This is a genomic window from Martinezella sp. CNPSo 3890 (genome assembly GCF_057784455.1).
Genome location: NZ_JBXSOR010000001.1, coordinates 438,252 through 459,354, shown reverse-complemented (window position 1 = coordinate 459,354; position 21,103 = coordinate 438,252). Strand labels below are relative to the sequence as shown.

At 59.3% G+C, this 21,103-nt stretch carries 23 protein-coding genes and 2 tRNA genes; 12 read left to right on the top strand and 13 right to left on the bottom strand.

The annotated features are described in order from the left end of the window. Window positions 1–7: 7 nt before the first annotated feature. Window positions 8–307, bottom strand: a complete 300-nt coding sequence (locus AC13RC_RS02260) for a type II toxin-antitoxin system RelE/ParE family toxin (protein ID WP_183813374.1) — start codon at window positions 305–307, stop codon at window positions 8–10. Beyond that, a complete protein-coding gene (locus AC13RC_RS02255; protein WP_183813376.1) occupies window positions 304–576 on the bottom strand; it encodes a YlcI/YnfO family protein in 273 nt (90 codons plus the stop codon). Before AC13RC_RS02255 ends, AC13RC_RS02260 begins: the two co-directional genes overlap by 4 nt. Before the next feature lie 192 nt (window positions 577–768). Between AC13RC_RS02255 and AC13RC_RS02250 the strand changes: the two genes are divergently transcribed. Continuing rightward, window positions 769–2,130, top strand: coding sequence for a chloride channel protein (locus tag AC13RC_RS02250; protein ID WP_488556363.1), 1,362 nt, complete (start codon window positions 769–771; stop codon window positions 2,128–2,130). Window positions 2,131–2,193: 63 nt separating this feature from the next. On the opposite strand, the gene AC13RC_RS02245 is transcribed toward AC13RC_RS02250, so the two are convergent. Beyond that, on the bottom strand, window positions 2,194–2,640 hold the full coding sequence (locus tag AC13RC_RS02245) for an RrF2 family transcriptional regulator (protein ID WP_069613821.1): 447 nt from the start codon (window positions 2,638–2,640) through the stop codon (window positions 2,194–2,196). Between the two features lie 489 nt (window positions 2,641–3,129). Between AC13RC_RS02245 and AC13RC_RS02240 the strand changes: the two genes are divergently transcribed. The 4 genes from AC13RC_RS02240 to AC13RC_RS02225 all read left to right on the top strand — a co-directional run bounded on the left by AC13RC_RS02240 (window position 3,130) and on the right by AC13RC_RS02225 (window position 7,393). Continuing rightward, window positions 3,130–3,870: a phosphoadenylyl-sulfate reductase gene (locus AC13RC_RS02240; RefSeq protein WP_488556362.1), complete on the top strand. Its 741-nt coding sequence runs from the start codon at window positions 3,130–3,132 to the stop codon at window positions 3,868–3,870. Between the two features lie 126 nt (window positions 3,871–3,996). After that, window positions 3,997–4,950, top strand: a complete 954-nt coding sequence (cysD, locus tag AC13RC_RS02235; RefSeq protein WP_152093575.1) for a sulfate adenylyltransferase subunit CysD — start codon at window positions 3,997–3,999, stop codon at window positions 4,948–4,950. 1 nt (window position 4,951) lies between these two features. Then, entirely contained in the window at window positions 4,952–6,454 is a 1,503-nt protein-coding gene (gene cysN, locus AC13RC_RS02230) for a sulfate adenylyltransferase subunit CysN (protein WP_152093576.1), read from the top strand. An 84-nt stretch (window positions 6,455–6,538) separates the two neighbouring features. Continuing rightward, a complete protein-coding gene (locus AC13RC_RS02225; RefSeq protein WP_210386767.1) occupies window positions 6,539–7,393 on the top strand; it encodes an alpha/beta fold hydrolase in 855 nt (284 codons plus the stop codon). Window positions 7,394–7,487: 94 nt separating this feature from the next. On the opposite strand, the gene AC13RC_RS02220 is transcribed toward AC13RC_RS02225, so the two are convergent. Beyond that, window positions 7,488–7,787, bottom strand: coding sequence for an ArsR/SmtB family transcription factor (locus AC13RC_RS02220; RefSeq protein WP_113331920.1), 300 nt, complete (start codon window positions 7,785–7,787; stop codon window positions 7,488–7,490). Between the two features lie 55 nt (window positions 7,788–7,842). Here AC13RC_RS02220 and AC13RC_RS02215 point away from each other — a divergent pair, with 55 nt between their 5' ends. Beyond that, window positions 7,843–8,787 carry a threonine/serine dehydratase gene (locus tag AC13RC_RS02215; protein ID WP_152093577.1) on the top strand — a complete coding sequence of 315 codons (945 nt, stop codon included), beginning with the start codon at window positions 7,843–7,845 and terminating at the stop codon, window positions 8,785–8,787. Window positions 8,788–8,841: 54 nt separating this feature from the next. On the opposite strand, the gene hisC is transcribed toward AC13RC_RS02215, so the two are convergent. After that, the gene (gene hisC / locus AC13RC_RS02210; protein ID WP_113331922.1) at window positions 8,842–9,900 is read right to left on the bottom strand and encodes a histidinol-phosphate transaminase; all 1,059 of its coding nucleotides are present in this window, start codon (window positions 9,898–9,900) and stop codon (window positions 8,842–8,844) included. Between the two features lie 172 nt (window positions 9,901–10,072). Then, entirely contained in the window at window positions 10,073–10,996 is a 924-nt protein-coding gene (locus AC13RC_RS02205) for a LysR family transcriptional regulator (RefSeq protein ID WP_113331923.1), read from the bottom strand. 179 nt (window positions 10,997–11,175) lie between these two features. Here AC13RC_RS02205 and AC13RC_RS02200 point away from each other — a divergent pair, with 179 nt between their 5' ends. The 4 genes from AC13RC_RS02200 to AC13RC_RS02185 all read left to right on the top strand — a co-directional run bounded on the left by AC13RC_RS02200 (window position 11,176) and on the right by AC13RC_RS02185 (window position 16,240). Next, entirely contained in the window at window positions 11,176–12,738 is a 1,563-nt protein-coding gene (locus tag AC13RC_RS02200) for an MFS transporter (protein WP_145320834.1), read from the top strand. A gap of 240 nt (window positions 12,739–12,978) precedes the next feature. Further along, window positions 12,979–13,326, top strand: a complete 348-nt coding sequence (locus tag AC13RC_RS02195) for a hypothetical protein (protein ID WP_113353945.1) — start codon at window positions 12,979–12,981, stop codon at window positions 13,324–13,326. 431 nt (window positions 13,327–13,757) lie between these two features. Beyond that, a complete protein-coding gene (locus AC13RC_RS02190) occupies window positions 13,758–14,819 on the top strand; it encodes a porin (RefSeq protein ID WP_113331924.1) in 1,062 nt (353 codons plus the stop codon). 338 nt (window positions 14,820–15,157) lie between these two features. Then, window positions 15,158–16,240, top strand: coding sequence for a 3-deoxy-7-phosphoheptulonate synthase (locus AC13RC_RS02185; RefSeq protein ID WP_488556361.1), 1,083 nt, complete (start codon window positions 15,158–15,160; stop codon window positions 16,238–16,240). 31 nt (window positions 16,241–16,271) lie between these two features. Here AC13RC_RS02185 and AC13RC_RS02180 read toward each other — a convergent pair whose 3' ends face one another. The 6 genes from AC13RC_RS02180 to AC13RC_RS02155 form a co-directional block, all read right to left on the bottom strand. Then, window positions 16,272–16,685: a DUF6314 family protein gene (locus AC13RC_RS02180; RefSeq protein WP_183813386.1), complete on the bottom strand. Its 414-nt coding sequence runs from the start codon at window positions 16,683–16,685 to the stop codon at window positions 16,272–16,274. After that, window positions 16,685–17,212, bottom strand: coding sequence for a peptide-methionine (S)-S-oxide reductase MsrA (msrA, locus tag AC13RC_RS02175; RefSeq protein WP_488556360.1), 528 nt, complete (start codon window positions 17,210–17,212; stop codon window positions 16,685–16,687). Before msrA ends, AC13RC_RS02180 begins: the two co-directional genes overlap by 1 nt. Next, a complete protein-coding gene (msrB, locus tag AC13RC_RS02170) occupies window positions 17,209–17,658 on the bottom strand; it encodes a peptide-methionine (R)-S-oxide reductase MsrB (protein ID WP_069613810.1) in 450 nt (149 codons plus the stop codon). Before msrB ends, msrA begins: the two co-directional genes overlap by 4 nt. A gap of 177 nt (window positions 17,659–17,835) precedes the next feature. Further along, window positions 17,836–18,333 carry a GAF domain-containing protein gene (locus tag AC13RC_RS02165; protein WP_488556359.1) on the bottom strand — a complete coding sequence of 166 codons (498 nt, stop codon included), beginning with the start codon at window positions 18,331–18,333 and terminating at the stop codon, window positions 17,836–17,838. Between the two features lie 37 nt (window positions 18,334–18,370). Then, complete coding sequence (locus AC13RC_RS02160) at window positions 18,371–19,075, bottom strand: pentapeptide repeat-containing protein (RefSeq protein ID WP_374430690.1); 705 nt, start codon at window positions 19,073–19,075, stop codon at window positions 18,371–18,373. Between the two features lie 440 nt (window positions 19,076–19,515). Continuing rightward, window positions 19,516–19,592, bottom strand: a tRNA-Pro gene (locus AC13RC_RS02155). A gap of 303 nt (window positions 19,593–19,895) precedes the next feature. Here AC13RC_RS02155 and AC13RC_RS02150 point away from each other — a divergent pair. Both AC13RC_RS02150 and AC13RC_RS02145 read left to right on the top strand, forming a co-directional pair. After that, window positions 19,896–20,321, top strand: a complete 426-nt coding sequence (locus tag AC13RC_RS02150; RefSeq protein WP_488556358.1) for a hypothetical protein — start codon at window positions 19,896–19,898, stop codon at window positions 20,319–20,321. 251 nt (window positions 20,322–20,572) lie between these two features. Further along, window positions 20,573–20,878, top strand: a complete 306-nt coding sequence (locus tag AC13RC_RS02145; RefSeq protein WP_488556357.1) for a hypothetical protein — start codon at window positions 20,573–20,575, stop codon at window positions 20,876–20,878. A 23-nt stretch (window positions 20,879–20,901) separates the two neighbouring features. Here AC13RC_RS02145 and AC13RC_RS02140 read toward each other — a convergent pair. Then, a tRNA-Gln gene (locus tag AC13RC_RS02140) sits at window positions 20,902–20,976 on the bottom strand. Window positions 20,977–21,103 lie beyond the last annotated feature (127 nt).

Genomic DNA, 21,103 nt, shown 5'->3' with positions numbered 1-21,103 from the left:
GCGGGCATCAGTGGTAATCCTCCTCTCGCTGATGCCTGATCGCCAGTATCGTCACCGTCTCGCTATCCTCGATTTCGAATAGAGCGACATAACCTGACGAGCCGAAAGGAATGACGAGTTCGCGGAGAAATGCGTCGTCCGCCGACGCTTTGCGGCAACTGAACGGAAAATTCTCCAGAAATTCCGTTGCCTTGGCGATCGCCTGATAGGCTTTTTCCGCAAGCTCGATGTCTCTTACCAAGAGATAGTCATAGAGTCGTTCGAGATCATCGAGCGCGCCTTGGGAGTAACGCACTGCAAAGGTCATTTTCGTCCGGACGCTTTTGCAGCTTCAAGTTTGCGCTTCAGCATTCCCAGCACGTCGTCAGCGCTATGATACACGCCTGTTTTCCTCGCATCCTCCCGCGCAGCAATGCCGCGAGCGATGAATTCGGCCCTCGTTCGGCGGTATTCAATCTGCGCACGCAGCGAACTTTCCACAAATGCTGACAATGACTCACCCTCTCGCAGCACGCTTTCAGCAGCGGCGCGCAAGGCGGGATCAACCCTCAAGGGGGGTATGGAAGCGGATTTCATTCATCGGCTCCTTTGCATTGCAATTGCGATACATTCTATTCGATGGCTCTAAACGGTCAACACGTGGATTAAGCCTTGGCCGCACACGGAAATTCTGCAAAAAAGATCGATATCGCAATCCGCCATTATGGTGAGCCGCCCGAGAAAATGTCCCCCAAAGGCATACGGGCCAAGCTATCGGTCAGACATCATATGCCCCCTATCTACCGCAAGTCCAAGCTGCTCCGCCGTTCCCGCGTCATCTGGGGCTCTTTCAATCTCTGGCGGCCGCGTTTGGTGTTCTGGACGGGTGCTCTGGCGATCGGTGTTATCAGTGTCGGCTTTGCCAAGCTCGCCGATGTGGCGCAGCGGGCTTTTACCGGTGTGACGCAATCGGGTGAGTGGATGTGGCTTCTGCCGCTCGCTCTGACGCCGCTCGGTTTCGTTTTATCGGCGTATCTGGCTGCGACGCTGTTTCCCAATTCGCAAGGGAGCGGCATTCCGCAGGCGATTGCCGCGCGGCACCTGCATCATGAAGAGGATCGAACAAAGCTGCTCTCCCTCAGGCTGGCTTTCGGCAAGATCGTGCTCACCATATTGGGGCTTCTAAGCGGAGCCTCGATCGGCCGCGAGGGGCCGACGGTGCAGGTTGGCGCGTCCTTCATGCTGGCCGTTGCCCGCTTCGGCGGCATGGCGCAGGCGAAAGGGCTGATTCTTGCCGGTTCCGCCGCCGGCATCGCCGCCGCCTTCAACACGCCGCTTGCCGGTATCGTCTTTGCCATCGAGGAGATGAGCCGTACCTATGAATCCCGAGCCAACGGTCTGGTTCTGACCGCCGTCATTCTTTCCGGCCTTGCCGCACTCGGCCTCTCCGGCAGCTACAATTATTTCGGCACGGCCGATGCGGCGCCGACGATGCTTCGGGACTGGATCGTCATGCTGATCTGCGGTGTCGGCGGCGGTGCACTCGGTGCCACCTTCAGCGGATTGGCGCTTTATGCCGGCATTCGCATCCGCCGCTGGGCACAACCGCGGCCGCTGAAACGCATGCTGATCCTTGCCGGCCTCTGTGGTTTTATCGTTGCCGCCGTTGGCGTGCTCTCCGGCGGCCAAACCTTCGGCACCGGTTACGAGCAAGCCCGCGGCGCGGTGGAAGGACATGCCCTGCCCCTGCTCTTCTTCGTCGAGAAGCTGCTGGCAAGTTTCCTGTCGATGATATCAGGCATTCCCGGCGGCATCTTCGCCCCCTCACTTGCCGTCGGTGCCGGTTTCGGCAGCACGGTCGGCACACTGGTCGGTGGCGGCGTGGCGCTTGCGGCAATCCTCGGCATGGCCGGCTATTTCGCCGGTGTGGTGCAGGCGCCGATGACCGCCTTCGTCATCATCCTGGAAATGACGGGCGATCATCAAGCCGTCATCCCGATCATGGCTGTATCGATGATCGGCTATGTAACTTCACGGCTATTGTCGCGCGAGCCCTTGTATCATGGGCTGTCCCGCGTCTTCATCGCTGCAGCGATCCGCGCCCGGCGTGCCATGGAAAAGGAAGGTGGCGAGGAACACGCCACCCACTGAATGCCGAAGCTCTGCCGATGCCGGAGAAAGGCACATGGTAGGCCTTCCCCGGCCTTGCCCTATCTAAGCCATCAGCCTGGCGACTTCCGCGCCATCAGGCTGAGCGATGGCATCGGCGATGGTCGTAGAGAAGAGAACCTTGCGGGTCGCATCCGCCACCCGGGCAAAGACGTGGCGGATCTCGCAGTTCTGCTCACCGTCGCAATCGTCGCAGCGACGATAGGCTGTCAGTGATAGACACGGCAGCGGCGCCAGCGGCCCGTCGATGACCCGCAGGATTTCGCCAAACGTGATCTCGTCCGCCGGCTTGCGCAGGAGATAACCGCCCTGCTTGCCGCGACGGCTGATGACAATGCCCTGATGCTTCAGGTCGAGAAGGATCTGTTCGAGGAATTTCTTCGGGATCTTTTGCTGGGCAGCGATGTCGGAAATCATCATCGGCTCACCCGCCTCGGATTGGGCCAAGGCAGACAGCGCCCGCAGCGCATATTTTGCTTTCTGAGTAATCATTTCGAACCGCTTCACACACACATGCGATACGTCCGGTCGAGCGATTCGGCCGGTCCGCTCCAGAACTCCTCAGCCCTCGTCCCCGGGGCAATTTCGAAGCACTCACACCCTTGGCGCACGGCCAGGAAACGTTAGCAACCCAGACTTGTTATCATTCTTCGTCGCTATGCCCATAGTTTAGCGCAAAATCCACCGCAGTGCATCATTTTGGGCATCACTTCCGATTTCCATTTGACAAGCTATGTGTAACTCTACTATTTCTATAGACATTAAAGCAAGCACTTAAACATGGTCAGCCATATCGAGTGCTTCCGAAGGGCCGCTTCCCGCGGCAAAACGCCTTGGTTAACAGCCGAGGCGGTCGCTTTTCCTTATCGGCGCTGCTTCATGGAGATATTTACTCTCCAGCCGCTCCCTTTCGAAATCTATTTTTCTGTCCGCTGCCGTTGCGAACTGCGATACTCCCGGCAACATCAGGACAGGATCCCCATGACTGCCATTACCCTTATTGAAGATGCCGCGACGCTCAACAGCCAGCTTGCATCGCTCGATCTTGCCGGCCGTCTGTCTCTCGTGGCCGGCCTCGGTGGCCGTGCCGTGTTTACGACGTCGCTCGGGATCGAAGATCAGGTGATCACAGCGGAGATCGGCAATCACCGCCTGCCGATCGAAGTGGCGACCCTGCAGACCGGCCGTCTCTTCCCGGAAACGCTCGCCCTGATCGACGAGACGGAAAGCCAATACGATATCAAGATCGTCCGCTACGAGCCGGAACAGGCCGATATCGACGCCTATGCGGAAAAATACGGTCTGAACGGTTTCTACGAGAGCGTCGAAGCCAGGCATGCCTGTTGCGGCGTGCGCAAGTTGAAGCCGCTTTCGCGAGCACTTTCGGGCGCCAACATCTGGATCACCGGCCTGCGCCGCGGCCAGTCCGCCAACCGCGCCGATACGGCCTTCGCCGAATTCGACCCCGAGCGCAACCTGGTCAAGATCAACCCACTCGCAGACTGGGATATCGACGCGATCCGCGCCTATGTCGCCGATAACAGCGTTCCGGTGAACCCGCTGCATGCACGCGGCTACCCCTCGATCGGCTGCGAGCCCTGCACCCGCGCCATCAAGCCGGGCGAGCCCGAGCGGGCCGGCCGCTGGTGGTGGGAAAACGATGAGAAGCGCGAATGCGGCCTGCATGTCCACGAAGAAGGCGCTGCCGCAACAGCACAATAAGACACCCGCCGGCTCCCGGCATCGATCCGAAGCGCGTTTCCTACGCCGCTGTTCAACCGGGAACCAACGCATCCATTCTTTCCGACCAAGTTTCGGTCGGGACATTTGAAAGTTCTGGAGTCATCAATGCCCGATAGCCGTCCGGATACGGAAATCTCCCATCCGCAAAGCGTCAAGCCGCCCCTCGATCCCCATCTGAAGGCGCTCGAAAACGAAGCGATTCATATCTTCCGTGAGGTTGCGGCCGAGTTCGAGCGTCCCGTCATGCTCTATTCGATCGGCAAGGATTCGTCGGTGCTGCTGCATCTGGCGCGCAAGGCCTTTTATCCCGGCCGCGTCCCCTTCCCGCTCCTGCATGTGAACACCGGCTGGAAATTCGCCGAGATGATCACCTTCCGCGACGAGATCGTGAAGAAGTATGATCTCGATCTCATCGAGCACATCAATCCGCGCGGCAAGGCTGAGAATATCACGCCCTTCACCTATGGCTCGGCCCGCTACACCGACATCATGAAAACGGAAGCGCTGCGCCACGCGCTCGATGCCGGCCAGTTCGACGCCGCTTTCGGCGGTGCTCGCCGCGACGAGGAAGCCTCGCGCGCCAAGGAGCGCATCTATTCCTTCCGCACGCCGGACCATCGCTGGGATCCGCGCAACCAGCGCCCGGAACTCTGGAACATCTATAACGGCCAGATCCGCAAGGGCGAAAGCGTTCGCGTCTTCCCGCTCTCCAACTGGACCGAAGTGGATATCTGGCGCTACATCCTGGCCGAGGAAATCCCGATCGTGCCGCTCTATTTCGCGGCCAAGCGCCCGATCGTCGAGCGCGACGGCATGATGATCATGGCAGCAGATCCAAGGCTCGAGCTGCTGCCGGGCGAAACCAAGCGCGAGGAAGTGATCCGCTTCCGCACCCTCGGCTGCTTCCCACTGACCGGGGCCATCCGTTCCACTGCGACGACACTGGAAGACATTATTGCAGAGCTGGAAATCGCCACGGTTTCCGAACGGCAGGGCCGCGCAATCGACCGCGACCAGTCCGGCTCCATGGAAAAGAAGAAGCGTGAAGGATATTTCTGAGATGACCGCAAACGCCAACGTCGTCACGATGCCCATTGTTGGGCCCGCTGTTGGGTCTGCCGCCGAACCGGCCAAGGCTCTCCGCGATTCGCGCCCGCTTCGCCTGATCACCTGCGGCAGCGTCGATGACGGTAAGTCCACGCTGATCGGCCGTCTTCTCTGGGATACCAAGGCGGTCAAGGAAGACCAGGCCGCCACGCTCCAGCGCGATTCCACCGGCAAGCAGAACGATCTCGGCCTGCCCGATTTCGCATTGCTGCTCGACGGTCTGCAGGCCGAGCGCGAACAGGGCATCACCATCGATGTCGCCTATCGCTATTTCTCGACTGACAAGCGCTCCTTCATCGTCGCCGACACGCCCGGCCATGAGCAATACACCCGCAACATGGCAACCGGTGCCTCCACCGCCGACCTCGCCGTCCTGCTGGTCGATGCGCGCATGGGCATCCTCGAACAGACCCGCCGCCACGCCACGATCGCCTCGCTGCTCGGCATCAAGCAGTTCGTGCTCGCCGTCAACAAGATCGACCTGACGAATTACGACCGCGCCGGTTTCGAGAAGATTTCCAACGACTTCCGCGAGTTTGCCTTGTCGCTCGGCGTCAAGCAGATCACCGCCATCCCGATGTCAGCGCTGAAGGGTGAAAACGTCGTCTATTCCGGCCAAGCCGCCATGCCGTGGTATACCGGCCCGACGCTGGTCGAAACGCTGGAACTGGCGACTGTTCGCTCGGCGCAGACGGTCGGCTTCCGCCTTTCGGTGCAGCGCGTCTCCCGCCCCGGCGAAAGCTTCCGCGGCTATCAGGGCACGGTCGCCGGCGGTTCGGTGAAGCCGGGTGACAGCGTCATGATCCTGCCCTCGGGCATGGTCGCCAATGTCTCGAAGATCGTCACCTTCGATCTCGTGCGCAATGCGGCGGTTGCGGGCGATGCCATCACCCTCGTTCTTGACCGCCAGGTGGACGTATCGCGCGGCGACATGATCGTCGCCATCGACAGCCAGCCGCAGACGGGCCTTTCCTTCGATGCCCAGATCGTAGCACTACAGCCGGAAGGCATCGAACCCGGCAAGCGCTATTGGCTGAAGAGCGGCAGCCGCCGTCAGCGTGTGCAAGTGCAGCCGATCGCCCAGCTCGAGCTGAAGACCGGCGCCTGGGCTCCGGCGCAGGCGCTGTGGATGAACGCCATCGGCAAGGTTCGCCTGACCTTCGACGAGAGCGCCATCTTCGACCCCTACGAGCAGAACCGTTCGACCGGCTCCTTCATCCTGATCGATCCCGAAAGCAACAACACGGTCGCCGGCGGCATGATCACCGGCAAGCGCTCGGACGTTGGTGGCATCCACAAGGAAGGACAGCGTGTTCTCCTGTCGCTGCCGGCCGACCTCGCCGAGCAGATCATGGCAAGCGAACTCTTCGCGAGCCGCCGCGATGAAACGGACGTGCGCCGCGTCACCGCCGCACAAGCCGCTGAAATCTGGGCGAACGCGGCAAGCGACATTTGATCGCTCAACCTCCGGCTCACTGATCGGCGGCTCTGTCAAAAGATTTGCCGCCAGTCAGAAGCTGACTGACCCCTACGGGCGCTCGTGCCGGCAGCAAGGTTGCGCCCATGTCTGGATGAGACGCAACTCGATTATGCGAAACAACAATTATCGGGTCGTAGCGTGAAAACTTTCCAATCAGGAACGGCACAAGGCGCCATAAGATTTCATGACATACCGGGACCAGAGGATGAGCCGCCGTTGCTCTTCATCCACGGTCTCGGATGCGCATCTTCGTGCGACTATCCCACGGTTGCGGCAAATCCGGCCCTGTCAGGACGGAGATTATTGCTGATCGATTTGCCGGGGTCAGGTTTCAGCGACCACCCTGCCGATTTCGGATACGGCATTACCGATCACGCTCAAACGATCGTCGAATTTATCCGCGGCTCGAAGCTAGAGTCCGCCGATCTTTTCGGCCACAGCATGGGCGGCGCCGTCGCCATCAAGGTCGCTCATCTTCTGCGTGAGTGCGTGCGGCATCTTGTGTTGAGCGAACCCAATCTCGATTCGGGAGGCGGCTTCTTTAGCCGCAAGATTGCCGAGATGAGCGAGGCCGACTATCTGGCACATGGCCATGCTGACCTCATTCGGACCTGCATGACGGACGGAAACGACATCTGGGGTGCATCTCTATCGATATCATCGCCCTACGCCGTTCATCGTTCCGCATCTTCCCTGGTCCTGGGCGATTCTCCGACCTGGCGCGAACAATTATATCAATTGCCCATGCCAAGGACGGTGATCTTCGGCGAAAACTCGCTGCCCGATCCGGATTGGGAAGCTCTGCCAAGACACGGAATCGGTGTGGAAATGGTCGATCGGGCGGGGCACTCGATGGCTTGGGAAAACCCTCAAGGCTTGGCGGCTGCCATAAAACGAGGTTTGATCCTGCAATAGGTCTTCCCCCGATTTCTTGTCCATGAGCCGGTTCCAGCTCACTACGCCATTTTCGCTTGGAGACGCCCGTTAGGCCAGCAGCGCAGTGATGCGCCTAAAGGTCCGCAACGAGCGCAGCCAGCAGTGCCATACGATCTTCATCGCGCTTGTAAAAAATCCACTGTTTGATTCGCTTAGGCCGAACGAGACCGGCTTGCACCAGAATGCGCATGTGCTCGCTCAACGTTGCCTGTGAGATCTCCAGTTTCTCGGCGATGAGAAGCGCGCAGACGCCATCCTCGACCAGATCACCATCGATCTGTGGTGGGAAATGAGCCCGGGGCTCCCTCAGCCACCTGAGAATCCTGATGCGGCGTTCGTTCGCCAAAGCCTTGATGAGATCAACCTCTTGCATTTCGTCAGTTTGCTAAGTAACAAAATACTTGTCAACCTCTGCCTACGAGATGCCTATGCTTGCCGACACAACGATCACCCCCGAGCGCATCGCACAAACCGAAAAGCGCATCCGCCCGCATATCCGCCACACGCCGGTTCTGCGGGCGGATTTGGCGGACTTCGGCCTTGCTTCCGGCTCCGTCGATTTCAAGCTCGAGTTTCTGCAGCATTCCGGCACGTTCAAAGCACGTGGCGCCTTTTCGAGCCTGCTCGGCAGAGAGGTGCCGAAAGCCGGCGTCGTTGCCGCCTCCGGTGGCAATCACGGCGCGGCAGTCGCCTACGCCGCCATGCGGCTGGGCATTCCGGCGACGATCTTCGTGCCGAGCGTGACGTCGCCAGCCAAGGCCGAGCGTATCCGCGGCTACGGAGCCAACCTCGTAATCGGCGGCGAGCGCTATGCCGATGCACTGGCGGCCAGCCAGCAATGGGTCGAGGAACGCGGTGCGATGGCGATCCATGCCTTTGACCAGCCGGAGACCTTGCTGGGACAAGGAACCACCGGGCTTGAGATCGAGGCTGACATTCCCGATATCGACACGCTGCTGATCGCTGTCGGCGGCGGTGGACTGATCGGCGGCATTGCCGCATGGTTCCGGGGTCGCGTCCGAGTCGTCGCTGTCGAACCAGATGGGGCGCCGACACTCTGGAAGGCCTTCGAGGCCGGTAAACCTGTCGATGCGCCGGCAGGCAGCATTGCCGCCGATTCACTTGCGCCGAAGCGTGTCGGAGACATCATGTTTCCGATTGCACAAGCCTATGTGCAGCGCCCCGTGCTCGTATCCGACGACGAAATCCGGCTGGGGCAACAGGTTTTGTGGGATCGGCTGCGGATTGTCGCCGAACCAGGCGGCGCGACGGCCTTTGCCGCACTACTTGCCGGCAAATATGTCCCCGTCCCGGACGAGCGGGTGGCTGTGCTGCTTTGTGGCGCCAACACCACCGCGGTTCGGTTTGACTGAGGTAATCGGCCCTTCTGGCATTCCGCCTCAAAGTGACCGTCCGGGGCCGTTAGCTCACTGCAAAATGTCGCCGAGCTCCGTCACCAGCCGGTCGCACTCCTCATCCGTACCGATGCTGATGCGCAGGAAGTCGCCGATACGCTCGCCGGAAAACCGTCTTACCAGAATGTTCCTGCTTCGCAGCTCTGCCGCCAGTTCCGCACCTGGCCGGCTCGGATGTCGCGCGAACAGAAAATTGGTGGATGACGGCAGGACGTGAAAGCCCAGCTCCCCGAGCTCAACGGCCAGCCGTTCCCGGCTGGCGATGATCATGGCGCGATGGCGTTCGAACCAGTCGCGATCTTTCCAGGCCGCTACCGCACCTGCCTGCGCGAGCCGGTCGAGAGGAAAGGAATTGAAGCTGTCTTTGACCCTTTCCAAAGCGTCGATTAGCGGCCGTTGTCCGACGGCGAAACCGACACGCAAGCCGGCAAGCCCGCGCGACTTCGAGAGGGTCTGGATTACCACGAGGTTTGGATATGTGCGGACGAGTGGAACCGCACTCTCGCCGCCGAAATCGACATAGGCTTCGTCGATAACAACGACCTGATCGGGATGATCCCGGAGAAGGGTTTCGATATCAGCCAGAGGCAGGCCGATCCCCGTGGGTGCATTGGGATTGGGCAGAATGATTGCGCCGCAGGGCTGGCGATAATCGTCAATGCGGACGCGCATTTCGGTATCGACCGGAATCTGCCGGAATTCGATCCCATAGAGGCGGCAATAGGTGGGGTAGAAGCTATAGGTAATATCGGGGAAAAGCAGCGGTTCCTCATGGTTCAGCAGCGCCTGGAACGTATGGGCCAAAACCTCGTCCGATCCATTGCCGACGAAGACCTCGTCCTTGTCGAGCCCGAAGCTTTCGGCAATTGCGATGCGCAGCTCCTGCGCCGTCGGATCCGGATAGAGCCGAAGCGTATCGGATGTAGCCTTAGAGATCGCCTCCAGGGCAAGCGGCGAAGGACCGTAAGGGCTCTCATTGGTATTGAGCTTGGTTATTCCGCCGGTCGTCGGCTGCTCGCCGGCGACATAGGGGGTCAAGGAATGAACAATCGGGCTCCAGAAGCGGCTCATTGGGGTTTCCAAATTTTGGCGGTTGGGAACTGCGGATTGCTGCGGCAGGTCTGCATATGAAGCCAACACCGTCGCAAAATCGAACTCCCGCGACAACTGTCTCTCAGACGATTCTAGAAATTATCATTATGACCAACAGGCGGTATTCGAGCCGGCCCCCAAAGCCTCTGTCCTAAGCAGCAGTCGTTGCCGGCAAGACATCGCAGCTTTTCGCGAACAGCCTCTCGCTCAGAAAATCGACGAAAACGCGGACCTTGGGCGACATATGGCGGTTGGATGGCCAGAGCAGATGGAAATGGCCGGGTTCATCGATGAAATCGTCGAGAACCGTTCTGAGCTTTCCTTCCGCAAGCGTGCTGCGCACGAGGAAATCCGGCATGCAGCCGATGCCAAGGCCGGCGACGGTCGCGCCGCGCACCGCTTCCATATTGTTGCAGGAGAAAGCCGTTCGCATTCGAAGATCCGCCTCGCTCTCGGGCATTTTCAATGGCCAATCCTGCAGCTTGCCGCTATTCGGGAAACGAAACCTGACGGCCAGATGCTCGTTGAGATCACGCGGGCAACCGGGAATGCCGAAGCGTTCGAGATAGCTGGGCGCGGCGCAGAGCAACATCTGAAACGGGCGCAAGGTGCGCGATATCAGCCGCGAATCCGGCAGATCGCCGCTGCGGATCGCGACATCGACCCCCTCCTCGATCATATCGACGATACGGTCGTTGAAATCGATGTCGAGCTCGACCTCGGGATATCGAGCAACGAATTCCGGCACGACGGGCAAGAGGAAGTGATAGCTGACGATGGGAACGCTGACGCGCAACCGCCCGCGCGGAACGGCGACCGCCTGCGCAAGCGAGGCTTGCGCATCGTCGAGATCGTCAAGCACGCGCCGGCAACGCTCGTGAAAGAGCCGCCCTTCCTCGGTCAATCGAATGCTGCGCGTGGAACGCTGCAGCAACCGGACGCCAAGCTGATGCTCCAGATTGCTGACCGCCTTGCCGACAGCGGAGGCCGAAAGGCCGAGCACGCGTCCGGCAGCGGCAAAGCTGCCGAGATCCGCGGTACGAACGAAGGCTGTCAATCCGCTTAAACGATCCATGGGCGCGCTCCATTCGAGAGTTTTATTCCGGTATATATGGAAAAATAGCGCAATTATCATGTGATTGCAGCGAATATATCTTGGTGCGGTCATTTGAAGCGCAGGCGCGGGCCTTTGGCCAACATCACTCCCAGGATTGCCTGCCGCTTCCTTCCTTGCTCAAACCCAACGGTAATCCGATGACCTCTCCCCAGACAAAGGTCGCAAGTCCGACCGAGAAATTCTTCGTCCTTGTCGCCGTCTGCTGCGCTGCAGCGGCGATGCCGCTAACATTCACCGGCCCAGCCGTCGCCCTACCGGCCATCAGCCGCATGCTCGGCGGCAGCCCGATCGCGCTCAACTGGGTCACCAACGCCTTCATGCTGACCTTCGGCAGTTGCCTGATGGCCTCGGGCGCGCTGGCTGACAGCTTTGGCCGCCGGCGCATCTTTCTGACCGGCGTCGGTTGCTTCGCGCTGTTCTCAGCCGGATTGGCGCTGGCCAACAACATCGTCTGGTTCGATATACTGAGGGCACTGCAGGGCCTCGGCGCTGCGGCCGCCTTTTCCGGTGGCATGGCCTCGCTGGCTCAGGAGTTCGACGGGGCGGCAAGGATGCGTGCCTTCAGCATCGTCGGCTCCAGCTTCGGCGTAGGTCTCGCCTTCGGGCCGATCGCCTCCGGTCTGATGATCGATGCCTTCGGCTGGCCCTCCATCTTCATCCTCGTGGTTGCGCTGGCATTGCTCGCACTTGGCCTCGGCGCCTGTTTCCTGCGCGAATCCAAAGATCCCGATGCGGCGGGGCTAGATTGGCCGGGCGCCCTGAGCTTTACACTTGCCTTGACGCTCTTCACCTATGGCGTTCTGCGCGCGCCGGAAACCGGCTGGAGTGATCCGCTCGTCATCGCCCTGCTGGCCGGCGCCGCAGTGCTCTTTCTTGCCTTCGCTATCATCGAGCGCGTCGTGAAGCGACCCATGCTGGATCTCAGCCTGTTTCGCTATCCGCGTTTCGTCGGCGTGCAGCTTCTGGCGGCGGCACCCGCCTATGCCTTTGTCGTTTTGCTGATCCTGCTGCCCGTGCGTTTCGTCGGCATCGAAGGCATGAGCGAGATCGCCGCCGGGCGGATGATGGTCGCGCTTTCGGCGCCGCTGCTCATCCTGCCGATCGTCGCCGGGCTCCTCACCCGCTGGTTCAGCCCCGCAACGATCTGCGGCGCCGGTCTCATCATCTCGGCGACGGGCCTTTTCTGGCTTAGCCATTTTGCCGCCGGCTCGGCCCCATCCGCTCTCATCGGCCCGCTGCTGACGATCGGGGTCGGCATCAGCTTGCCCTGGGGCCTAATGGACGGGCTTGCCGTCAGCGTCGTCCCCAAGGAGCGAGCCGGAATGGCGACCGGCATCTTCAGCACCACCCGCGTCGCCGGCGAAGGGGTGGCGCTTGCCGTCGTCAGCGCCATCCTCTCCGCCTTCATTCAATCGAATCTCGGCGTATCCGCTGGCGAGCACGCCGCTATGGCTGCCCAGCAGCTCGTAACAGGCAATCTGACCGCCGCGGCATCGACTGTGCCGGCAATCGGGCATGACACGCTTATTCTGGGTTATGGCAACGCCTTCGGCGCGCTCCTCTGGCTTCTGACTGCCATCACTGTCCTGACGGCGATCGTCGTCTTTTCCTTCCTCGGCCGTTCATCATCAACCGTTGCCGCAGACGATGAAGAGCAATTGGACGAGGATGAAGATGCGCTTCGCGTATCGAAAGCTTAAGCAGCATTGATGACTGGCCGGAAAGGTAACGCGGCCAGTCCACTCACTGACGGCGGCACAGCAAGAAGGCGAATCGAAGGCCAAACACGGCCGAAAACCTTACCGCGCCGCAACAGAATATTTCGAAACCACATAAAATGTGCGCGCTAGATTCGTGCGCCAACGATCTTCGCAGCGGCGTCAGGCTGGCGTTTATATTCGCCGCTGCTATATCATATCCCCATGATATCAGACCGGTTTTTGAAGATTATTGCCTGGACCTATATTGCGGCGCTTATCGGCGTAACGCTTGCTCATCTCAATTGGCAGGCCACATTCGGCAATCCGTTTGACATCTTTCGCGCCCTTGCGCTCTGCGTAGCAGGCATGCTTGCCCGCCTCGCCTACCCGCAGTCTCCCTCCTTCACTTGTCTCCTGATGATCGGCAGCGTGCTGGCGCTTTCCCTTTCGCATCTGTTGGCAAGCGGCAATTACGGTTCGCCGCTCGACATCATCGTCGGCATGACCAGCGGGCTCTGGGGCATCATGATCGGCTCTATATTAAGCAAACTCATCGTCTCAGCCTCGAAGCGACCAGCCTCATACTAACCGACCGGAAGAGCTGGCGATGGCCTGAATAGACCCTTCGGCTAACGCGAGAGGGCGAGGACGTGGTATAACCATCAAATGGACAACTGCATTTGGCCGAGCACGCCGCAATAAATATTATCAAATAATATTCGAATAAGATAGGGAACTAGATTCTATCTTAAAATGACTATTGCGCAGCCAATATTATGCAGAACTTAGCATTTTGTTTGTGCCTGTTGCTTTCTTGCAACTCGAACTTAAATTTCACGAAAAAGCCATCCCGAGAAAAATATATCATATAACTTTGCAGGAATTCGTCTTTAATAGCGACCAGAAGCGGGTGGGGCCCGTTTCTCCCGAGTCGGGGTTTTTAAACAGGGATAGGGTTAAGGCACGTCGATTTTTCGGCGCGATTGCCTATGCCCAATCTATATTGGATTGGAGTTTTTATGAACATCAAGAGCCTTCTTCTCGGCTCCGCTGCTGCCCTGGCAGTAGTTTCTGGCGCTCAGGCAGCCGACGCTATCGTTGCTGCCGAGCCGGAACCGCTGGAATACGTTCGCATCTGCGACGCATATGGCGCTGGCTACTTCTTCATCCCGGGTACGGAAACCTGCCTCAAGATCGGCGGTTATGTCCGTACCGAAGGCAAGTGGTACGACGCCTACAACCCGAACAGCCACAATGGCACGCTCTGGCACACGCGCGCTCATCTGAGCCTCGACACTGCGACCGACACCGAATATGGCCCGCTGAAGACCAACACGGTCATCCGTTGGGACTGGCAGGATGGCGGCTCGACCACCACGAAGCTGCTGTTCGCAAACATCAGCCTCGGGGGCTTTCTGGTCGGTAAGGCTGACTCCCAGTACAACTCGTACATCGGTTACGCTGGCAATGTCATCAACGACGACGTGGTCAATGACGGCCCGTACGAACTCAACCAGTTGACCTATAACTATGACGCCGGCAACGGCTTCACGGCTGTGATCTCGGTTGAAGACTCGAACTCCGGTTCGGGCGCTACGGGTGCAAACGGCGAAAACAGCACCAACCACTACGCTCCGGACGTTGTTGCCGGTGCTGGTTACAAGGCTGGTAACTTCGGCTTTAAGATCGTCGGCGGTTATGACTCCATCGTCGAAGAAGGCGCCATCAAGGCTCGCGTCGATGCCGACTTCGGCGTCTTCAAGGCCTTCTTGATGGGCGGCTGGAACACCGATGGCGACAAGCTGAACAAGTATGCAAACGCCAACGGCGCTGGCTCTGCCAAGGGCATCGGCTGGGGCGACTGGGCTGTCTGGGGCGGCTTCACCGTTCCGATCAACGAAAAGCTGCAGGCGAACGCTCAGGTTGCCTACACCGACTCGAAGATTTTCGCAGCCACCGCGAACGTCCGTTGGAACCCGGTCAAGAACCTGCAGATCACGCCGGAAGTATCCTACACCAACTGGGACTCCATCAATCAGGACCAGTGGGCTGGCGTTCTCCGCTTCCAGCGTAGCTTCTAAGACCACTTTACTGAGATCTGATCTGACTTGACCCCTGATCGGATGGGGATCGGCCTTACTTCCAGCGAAGTCGGGCCGATCCTTCCGAGACAGGGGTAAGTCATTTTTTCTGAAGGCTGGCTCTGCAGCATGCCGTCTGAAATCTCAATCTTCCTCATCGACATCAGACATTTTTTATCGTAGAGACAGCCCATGTCTTTCGCTCACGCATATTCCGCACGATTTTATTCGTACCGCTGCTCTCAGCGGAGACGGGCCTGTGCGTAGTTAGAAAAGACACGACAGCAAAGACCCGAACAGCCGCTAGTTCTACCTGGCGGCTTTTTTGTCGCCACGGTATGACCCCAAAAGGAACCGATACCGTGTTGAATTCCACTGACGACTTGCGCATTGTCGAGATCACGGCGCTGACGCCGCCCTCTCGAATTATCGATGAAATCCCCCGTGACGAGGCGGTGACAGCGACTGTCACCGGGGCGCGCAACGCCGTCCACAACATCCTGCGCGACGAAGACGACCGACTGATCGTTGTGATCGGCCCCTGCTCCATTCACGACCCGGTCGCAGCGCTTGATTACGCGGCACGGCTGAAGGAACAGCGCGACCGTTTCTCAGACGATCTCGAAATCATCATGCGCGTCTATTTCGAGAAGCCGCGCACGACGGTTGGCTGGAAGGGCCTAATCAACGACCCACATCTCGACGGCAGCTACCGCATCGAGGAAGGACTGCGCATCGCCCGCAAGCTGCTGTTCGACGTCAACGAGATCGGTCTGCCGGCAGGCTGCGAATATCTCGATACGATCACGCCGCAATATATTTCCGATCTGGTGAGCTGGGGCGCGATCGGCGCGAGGACGACCGAAAGCCAGGTGCATCGGCAGCTCGCATCTGGCCTCTCCTGCCCTGTCGGCTTCAAGAACGGCACGAATGGCGACGTGCGCATCGCGCTCGACGCGATCGTCGCGGCATCGCAGCCGCATCACTTCCCGGCCGTGACCAAGGAAGGTCTTGCCGCGATCGCCTCGACCCGCGGTAACGAGGATTGTCACATCATCCTGCGAGGCGGCAGAGAGCCCAATTATGACGCCGAAAGCGTGCAGGCGACGGCAGAACAGTCCCTTAAGGTCGGGCTCGAGCCGCGCATCATCATCGACGCCAGCCATGCCAACAGCAGCAAGAACCCGGAAAACCAACCGCTCGTCGTCACATCGGTCGCGGAGCAGGTCGCAGGCGGGGATCGGCGGATCAAAGGCATGATGATGGAGAGCAATCTCGTCGCCGGCCGCCAGGATCTCGTGCCGGGCAAGCCTTTGGTTTACGGCCAAAGCATCACGGATGGCTGCATCGACTGGCCGACCTCGGTGCGCACGCTGGAAGATTTGGCGAAGGCCGTCCGGGCACGGCGCCAGGCTCGCTAACGCGGCCTCCCATTCGGGAGACCGGTTCCGATCAAATGCGTCGGTAGTGTGCGAGGCTCAGATAGTTTTTTCTAGGCCCGCGCACATGCCACATCTCCGCCCAATCATCCGACGTGCGAAAGAACAGACGGCCTCGATAAAGATCGGGACCGCAGTGATGGGTGACGCGCTGCGAGGCGCCCTCACCGATGCGAATGAATTCCGAAAGATTGGGGAAACGCACGACGAGATCGTCGTCGGCATCGTCAAGCCGATAGGTGCGGCTGCTTCTCAGCATCGCGTGGTCGCTTCGCGTATCGCCATGTTCCTCGAACTGGACAGGCGTAACGAACGCCTGCCCTTCGAATGTGACCAGGGAGCGATTGAAGCGATCGATGATCCGCCGCTTCACCTCCCATGAGCCAAGGAAGGGATCCAGCCGGCCAGCGCCGGCCGATCCTTTCATCAGGACGCCGCGCGCTGCGCTGCGTCGGCCTGCCGGCGCGGCAGTTTCCAGCCCGGCCGGACGAAGTGGCAGGTATAGCCGTTCGGATAGCGCTCCAGATAATCCTGGTGCTCCGGCTCTGCCTGCCAGAAATCGCCGACGGGGGCGACCTCAGTGACGACCTTGCCGGGCCAAAGGCCGGAAGCGTCGACATCGGCGATCGTATCCAACGCGACCTGCTTCTGCTCTTCGCTGGTGTAGAAGATCGCCGAGCGGTAGCTCAAACCGACATCGTTGCCCTGCCGGTTGCGCGTGGTCGGATCATGGATCTGGAAGAAGAATTCCAGCAGATCGCGATAGCTGATCTTCTGCGGATCGAAAATGATTTCGATCGCCTCGGCATGAGTGCCGTGATTGCGGTAGGTGGCGTTGCGGACATCGCCGCCGCTATAGCCGACGCGCGTCGAGATGACGCCGTTGTAACGGCGGATGAGATCCTGCATGCCCCAGAAGCAACCGCCGGCGAGAACTGCACGTTCCGTTGTCATCTTACATCCTCCACTTGATCGATATAGGCACCATAGCCCTCTGCCTCCATGCGGTCACGCGGCACGAAGCGAAGCGAGGCGGAATTGATGCAATAGCGCAAGCCGCCGCGATCGATCGGACCATCCGGGAAAACATGGCCCAGATGGCTGTCGCCATTGGCCGAGCGCACTTCGACGCGCACCATGCCATGCGACATGTCGGTCAATTCGCTGACATTGGCGGGTTCGATCGGCTTGGTGAAGCTCGGCCAGCCGCAGCCGGAGTCGAATTTGTCGGCGGAAGCAAAAAGCGGCTCGCCCGAGACGATGTCGACATAGATGCCCGGCTGCTTGTTATAGAGATATTCACCGGAGCCGGGACGTTCCGTGCCGCTCTGCTGCGTCACGCGATACTGCTCAGGGGTAAGCTTGGCGATGGCCTCTGCCGTCTTGCTGTATTTGCCCATTGTTGTTCTCCTTGCCCCTCGGCACGCCCTCCGAGCTTGGCCTGGTCCTGGGGACACGGAGAGGGCCGGATGAAGCTCGAGCAGCGCTGAGGGAGTGTTTGCAGGGCCAATATAGGTATCACGCGATCGATTTGCCATATCGATCACGACTGCGTGACGCCCTGCACTTCCTGCAGCTTAGCCATTCGCCTCGCTTGAGGCCGCATAAATCGCGGCGAGCGCCTCGATACCGGCTTGATCGTTATCATCGAAGCGGCCGGGCAGCGGGCTGTCGAGATCGATGACGCCGAAGACCTTCCCATCGCGAAAGAGCGGCACGACCAGCTCCGACCGCGAGGCCGCATCGCAGGCGATATGCCCGGGAAAGGCATGCACATCCTCGACGAGGACCGACTGCGCCCTTTCGACCGCTGTTCCGCAGACGCCGCGACCGACGGCAATGCGGACACAAGCGGGCTTGCCTTGAAACGGCCCCAACACAAGCTCGTCTTCCCTGTGAAGGAAATAAAAGCCCGCCCAATTAAGCTCCGGCAGCATCTGGAAGATCAGCGCCGAGGTATTGGCCGCGTTAGCAATCCCATCGCGCTCACCATCAAGCAAGGCCTTCAGCTGATCCGCAAGCTCTCGATAGAATTCGGGCTTGCTGTCATGTTGGATCGATTTTTCTACGAACATGTGTCTGCTCTTTCGAAGTTCTGTCACGAAGAGACTGTCAGTCCTTCTCATCGGGCGGGCAAGGCCAGCTGGACGGCGCCTTCAGCCAGGACGGCAATATGGTCGTATTATCCCCACACGCTAGATTTATCTGCGCCTGCTGCAGACCGCTTGCCTTCGAAAGATCAAGACCCTCGATGCGCGTCAGATACATGAAGGCGCCGCTGAAGGAAGTCGACCCGTCCATCACCGCGCCATTCAACGTGGCGCGCGAGAGATTGGCGAAGGAGAAATTCGCGCCCGTCAGCACGGCCTTGTCGAAATCGGCACGGCCGAGCTCCGCCTTCTGAAAATCGGCGTTCTTCAGCTGCGCGCCGGCAAATTCGGCGCGCTGCAATTCGGCATTGGCAAAGGATGCGCCATTGGCGGAGGCATTGCTGAAGTCGGAGCGATATGCCTCAATCTTTGCGAAGTTGGCGCCATCGGCCTTGGCATTCTTCAGCCAGGCACGCACCAGAGTCGCTTTCTCGAGATTGGCCGAGGTCAGATTGGTGTCGCTGAGATCGGTGCTGTCGAAATGCGCGCCGGCCAGATTGGCACCGTGAAGGTCGCTGCTCTGCAGCATGATATTGGTCTTGCTGCAGCCGCTCCAGTCAAGCCCAGGTCCGGCGACATTGCCGCAATCGGCGGCACGCAGGGCATTGCTGCTGGAGCCCAGAAGAAATGCGGCGCTCAACGCCAGCACACTGAAGCCAGTAGCAATTCCCAATCTCTTCCCAACGGCCTTACTGCGCAAAGCGCTGTTAGTCTGCCGTCGCCCCATGATCGTCTCCCCAGCCAATCTGGTCACCCCGTCAACAAGACCCATTCCGTTACTCCGCTCCAGCACCTGCCAGCCGAACTCTTGCCTGAGTCGGATGCACGTCCCTCTTCCTTGTATATGGTGCTTCGGGCGACAAAAAGAGCCGGTTTTGTAAAAGCGTACCCGAGGCACGGTTTGGATGTGAGCTTATGAAAGGGGGAATAGGCGACAGGCACCAGAAGGATTGCGGCAAAGCCTCATACGCCCGTCCTCAAGGAGCGAGACGGCCTGATCGAAACGCCGCCATCAGGCATTGGCGAAACCCCGCCCGGCCTTGCAAGGCGAGCAGACAGCACTCTTAAATGGGAGATTTTTTCGGGAACAAGATCAGTGTCTTAAGCTGGTCGGAGTGGAGTGATTCGAACACTCGACCCCCACGTCCCGAACGTGGTGCGCTACCAGACTGCGCTACACTCCGTGACCAGCGGCGCTTCTATAGACCAGCCATTTTTGATGCACAAGCACCAAATTCAAAAAAAGCATCTGATTTTTGACGAAAAAATTACAACCGCATCTGCCTAGAAAACCGGCAGGAAACAGCGGCCGAAAATGCCGGCGTGCAAAAGACGCAACAGATCAAGTAAAATCCCGTTTGTACACGCTGATGGGAATTTTCTTTTGCCGGCTTTGGCGCTAAAGCCCTAAGCGGGACAGGTGGAAATGCCGTGGGACAGCGGCCTTTCCGCAACCTTATGCGTGACAGAAGCTCAAGGACGACACGATGAATATCCGCATGATGACCGCGGCTGGACTGTTGCTGGCGCTGGCCGGTTGCAGCACCACGACGACAACAACGACAGCAGCCCTGCCGCTGCTTGCGAAGAACCCCGTTCAGGATCGCTGGCAGGGCCAGTCTGCAGGCCGCTTCTTCGCGGCTTACGGCCCGCCGATCTCAGATCGCGATGAAGGCGGTAATCGCGTCTACACCTGGCGTGGCGGCTACAAGAACGTCACCATCGTCAACAAGGACGGCAAGAAAGCCGGCAAGCGCTCCCTCAGCTGCAAGGCCGACATCGTCACCAACCAGAGCTACGAAATCCGCTCGGTCAAAATCCTCGGCGACCAGCCCGGCGTCAGCGGACCATCCTATTGCGCCGAGCTTCTGGCTCCGCCGGAAAAGGCTGAAAAAGCTGAACAAGCGGACTGAGGCAAAACTTCCTCCCGAAACAATATCAGCGGGCGGCCTGCGAGGGCTGCCTGTTTTTGTGTGCAAGTCACCCACCTAGGGATTTCTCTTCACCCTTCGTTATTTCACTATAGACATCTTAAAAGTTATATCGTTGATTGCAACTTCAACGTTAATTTACTTTTATTGGTGCTAATATGAAGTTGAAATCTCTTGCGGCATTAGCCGCAATATCTGCAGTCGCAAGCTGTGCAACCACCCCCGGATCGCCGATGGAAACTTACCTAAACCGCTATGCGGGCGCGGAAACGATTGCCACGAACTGTCCTGCTTACGGTGGATACAGCTCGGTTGTACAAATGCGCGCCGATGCGGAAAAGAACCTTGCCCAGGCGAAAGCACTCGGCGCGACCGACGCGGACGTTAAGAAGGCTCGCGACCGGGTGAACGGAAACTTCGTAGGCGCATCGATCTTGGTTGGCGACATGCAGACTTGCAGCGCATTCATGAACAAGCTTGCATGGGCAGGATCAACACCTGTTGAGCCCACGGTCGTCAAGCCGAAGAAGGTCAACTAATCACTGCTTTGTCGGATGTCGTGTGGCTGGGGCGCCAGGATTCGAACCTGGGAATGCCGGTACCAAAAACCGGTGCCTTACCGCTTGGCGACGCCCCAACAGAGGAAATGGCTGTCATGCCAGCCAAACCGGCGTCTGATTAGCAAAGGTCGCATCCCGCTACAATGACTAAGTGATGTGCGGATGCATATTTCTGTGTGCTTTCCGCGCGGCTATGATAGGTCT

Coding starts and splice junctions, on each gene's coding strand:
- cysN (WP_152093576.1), top strand. CDS start 4,952: ATGACCGCAAACGCCAACGTCGTCACGATGCCCATTGTTGGGCCCGCT.
- AC13RC_RS02185 (WP_488556361.1), top strand. CDS start 15,158: ATGACCCCAAAAGGAACCGATACCGTGTTGAATTCCACTGACGACTTG.
- AC13RC_RS02215 (WP_152093577.1), top strand. CDS start 7,843: ATGCTTGCCGACACAACGATCACCCCCGAGCGCATCGCACAAACCGAA.
- AC13RC_RS02245 (WP_069613821.1), bottom strand. CDS start 2,640: ATGATTACTCAGAAAGCAAAATATGCGCTGCGGGCGCTGTCTGCCTTG.
- AC13RC_RS02190 (WP_113331924.1), top strand. CDS start 13,758: ATGAACATCAAGAGCCTTCTTCTCGGCTCCGCTGCTGCCCTGGCAGTA.
- AC13RC_RS02165 (WP_488556359.1), bottom strand. CDS start 18,333: ATGTTCGTAGAAAAATCGATCCAACATGACAGCAAGCCCGAATTCTAT.
- AC13RC_RS02255 (WP_183813376.1), bottom strand. CDS start 576: ATGAAATCCGCTTCCATACCCCCCTTGAGGGTTGATCCCGCCTTGCGC.
- AC13RC_RS02205 (WP_113331923.1), bottom strand. CDS start 10,996: ATGGATCGTTTAAGCGGATTGACAGCCTTCGTTCGTACCGCGGATCTC.
- AC13RC_RS02220 (WP_113331920.1), bottom strand. CDS start 7,787: ATGCAAGAGGTTGATCTCATCAAGGCTTTGGCGAACGAACGCCGCATC.
- cysD (WP_152093575.1), top strand. CDS start 3,997: ATGCCCGATAGCCGTCCGGATACGGAAATCTCCCATCCGCAAAGCGTC.
- AC13RC_RS02260 (WP_183813374.1), bottom strand. CDS start 307: ATGACCTTTGCAGTGCGTTACTCCCAAGGCGCGCTCGATGATCTCGAA.
- AC13RC_RS02180 (WP_183813386.1), bottom strand. CDS start 16,685: ATGAAAGGATCGGCCGGCGCTGGCCGGCTGGATCCCTTCCTTGGCTCA.
- AC13RC_RS02250 (WP_488556363.1), top strand. CDS start 769: ATGCCCCCTATCTACCGCAAGTCCAAGCTGCTCCGCCGTTCCCGCGTC.
- msrA (WP_488556360.1), bottom strand. CDS start 17,212: ATGACAACGGAACGTGCAGTTCTCGCCGGCGGTTGCTTCTGGGGCATG.
- AC13RC_RS02200 (WP_145320834.1), top strand. CDS start 11,176: ATGACCTCTCCCCAGACAAAGGTCGCAAGTCCGACCGAGAAATTCTTC.
- AC13RC_RS02150 (WP_488556358.1), top strand. CDS start 19,896: ATGAATATCCGCATGATGACCGCGGCTGGACTGTTGCTGGCGCTGGCC.
- AC13RC_RS02240 (WP_488556362.1), top strand. CDS start 3,130: ATGACTGCCATTACCCTTATTGAAGATGCCGCGACGCTCAACAGCCAG.
- msrB (WP_069613810.1), bottom strand. CDS start 17,658: ATGGGCAAATACAGCAAGACGGCAGAGGCCATCGCCAAGCTTACCCCT.
- hisC (WP_113331922.1), bottom strand. CDS start 9,900: ATGAGCCGCTTCTGGAGCCCGATTGTTCATTCCTTGACCCCCTATGTC.
- AC13RC_RS02145 (WP_488556357.1), top strand. CDS start 20,573: ATGGAAACTTACCTAAACCGCTATGCGGGCGCGGAAACGATTGCCACG.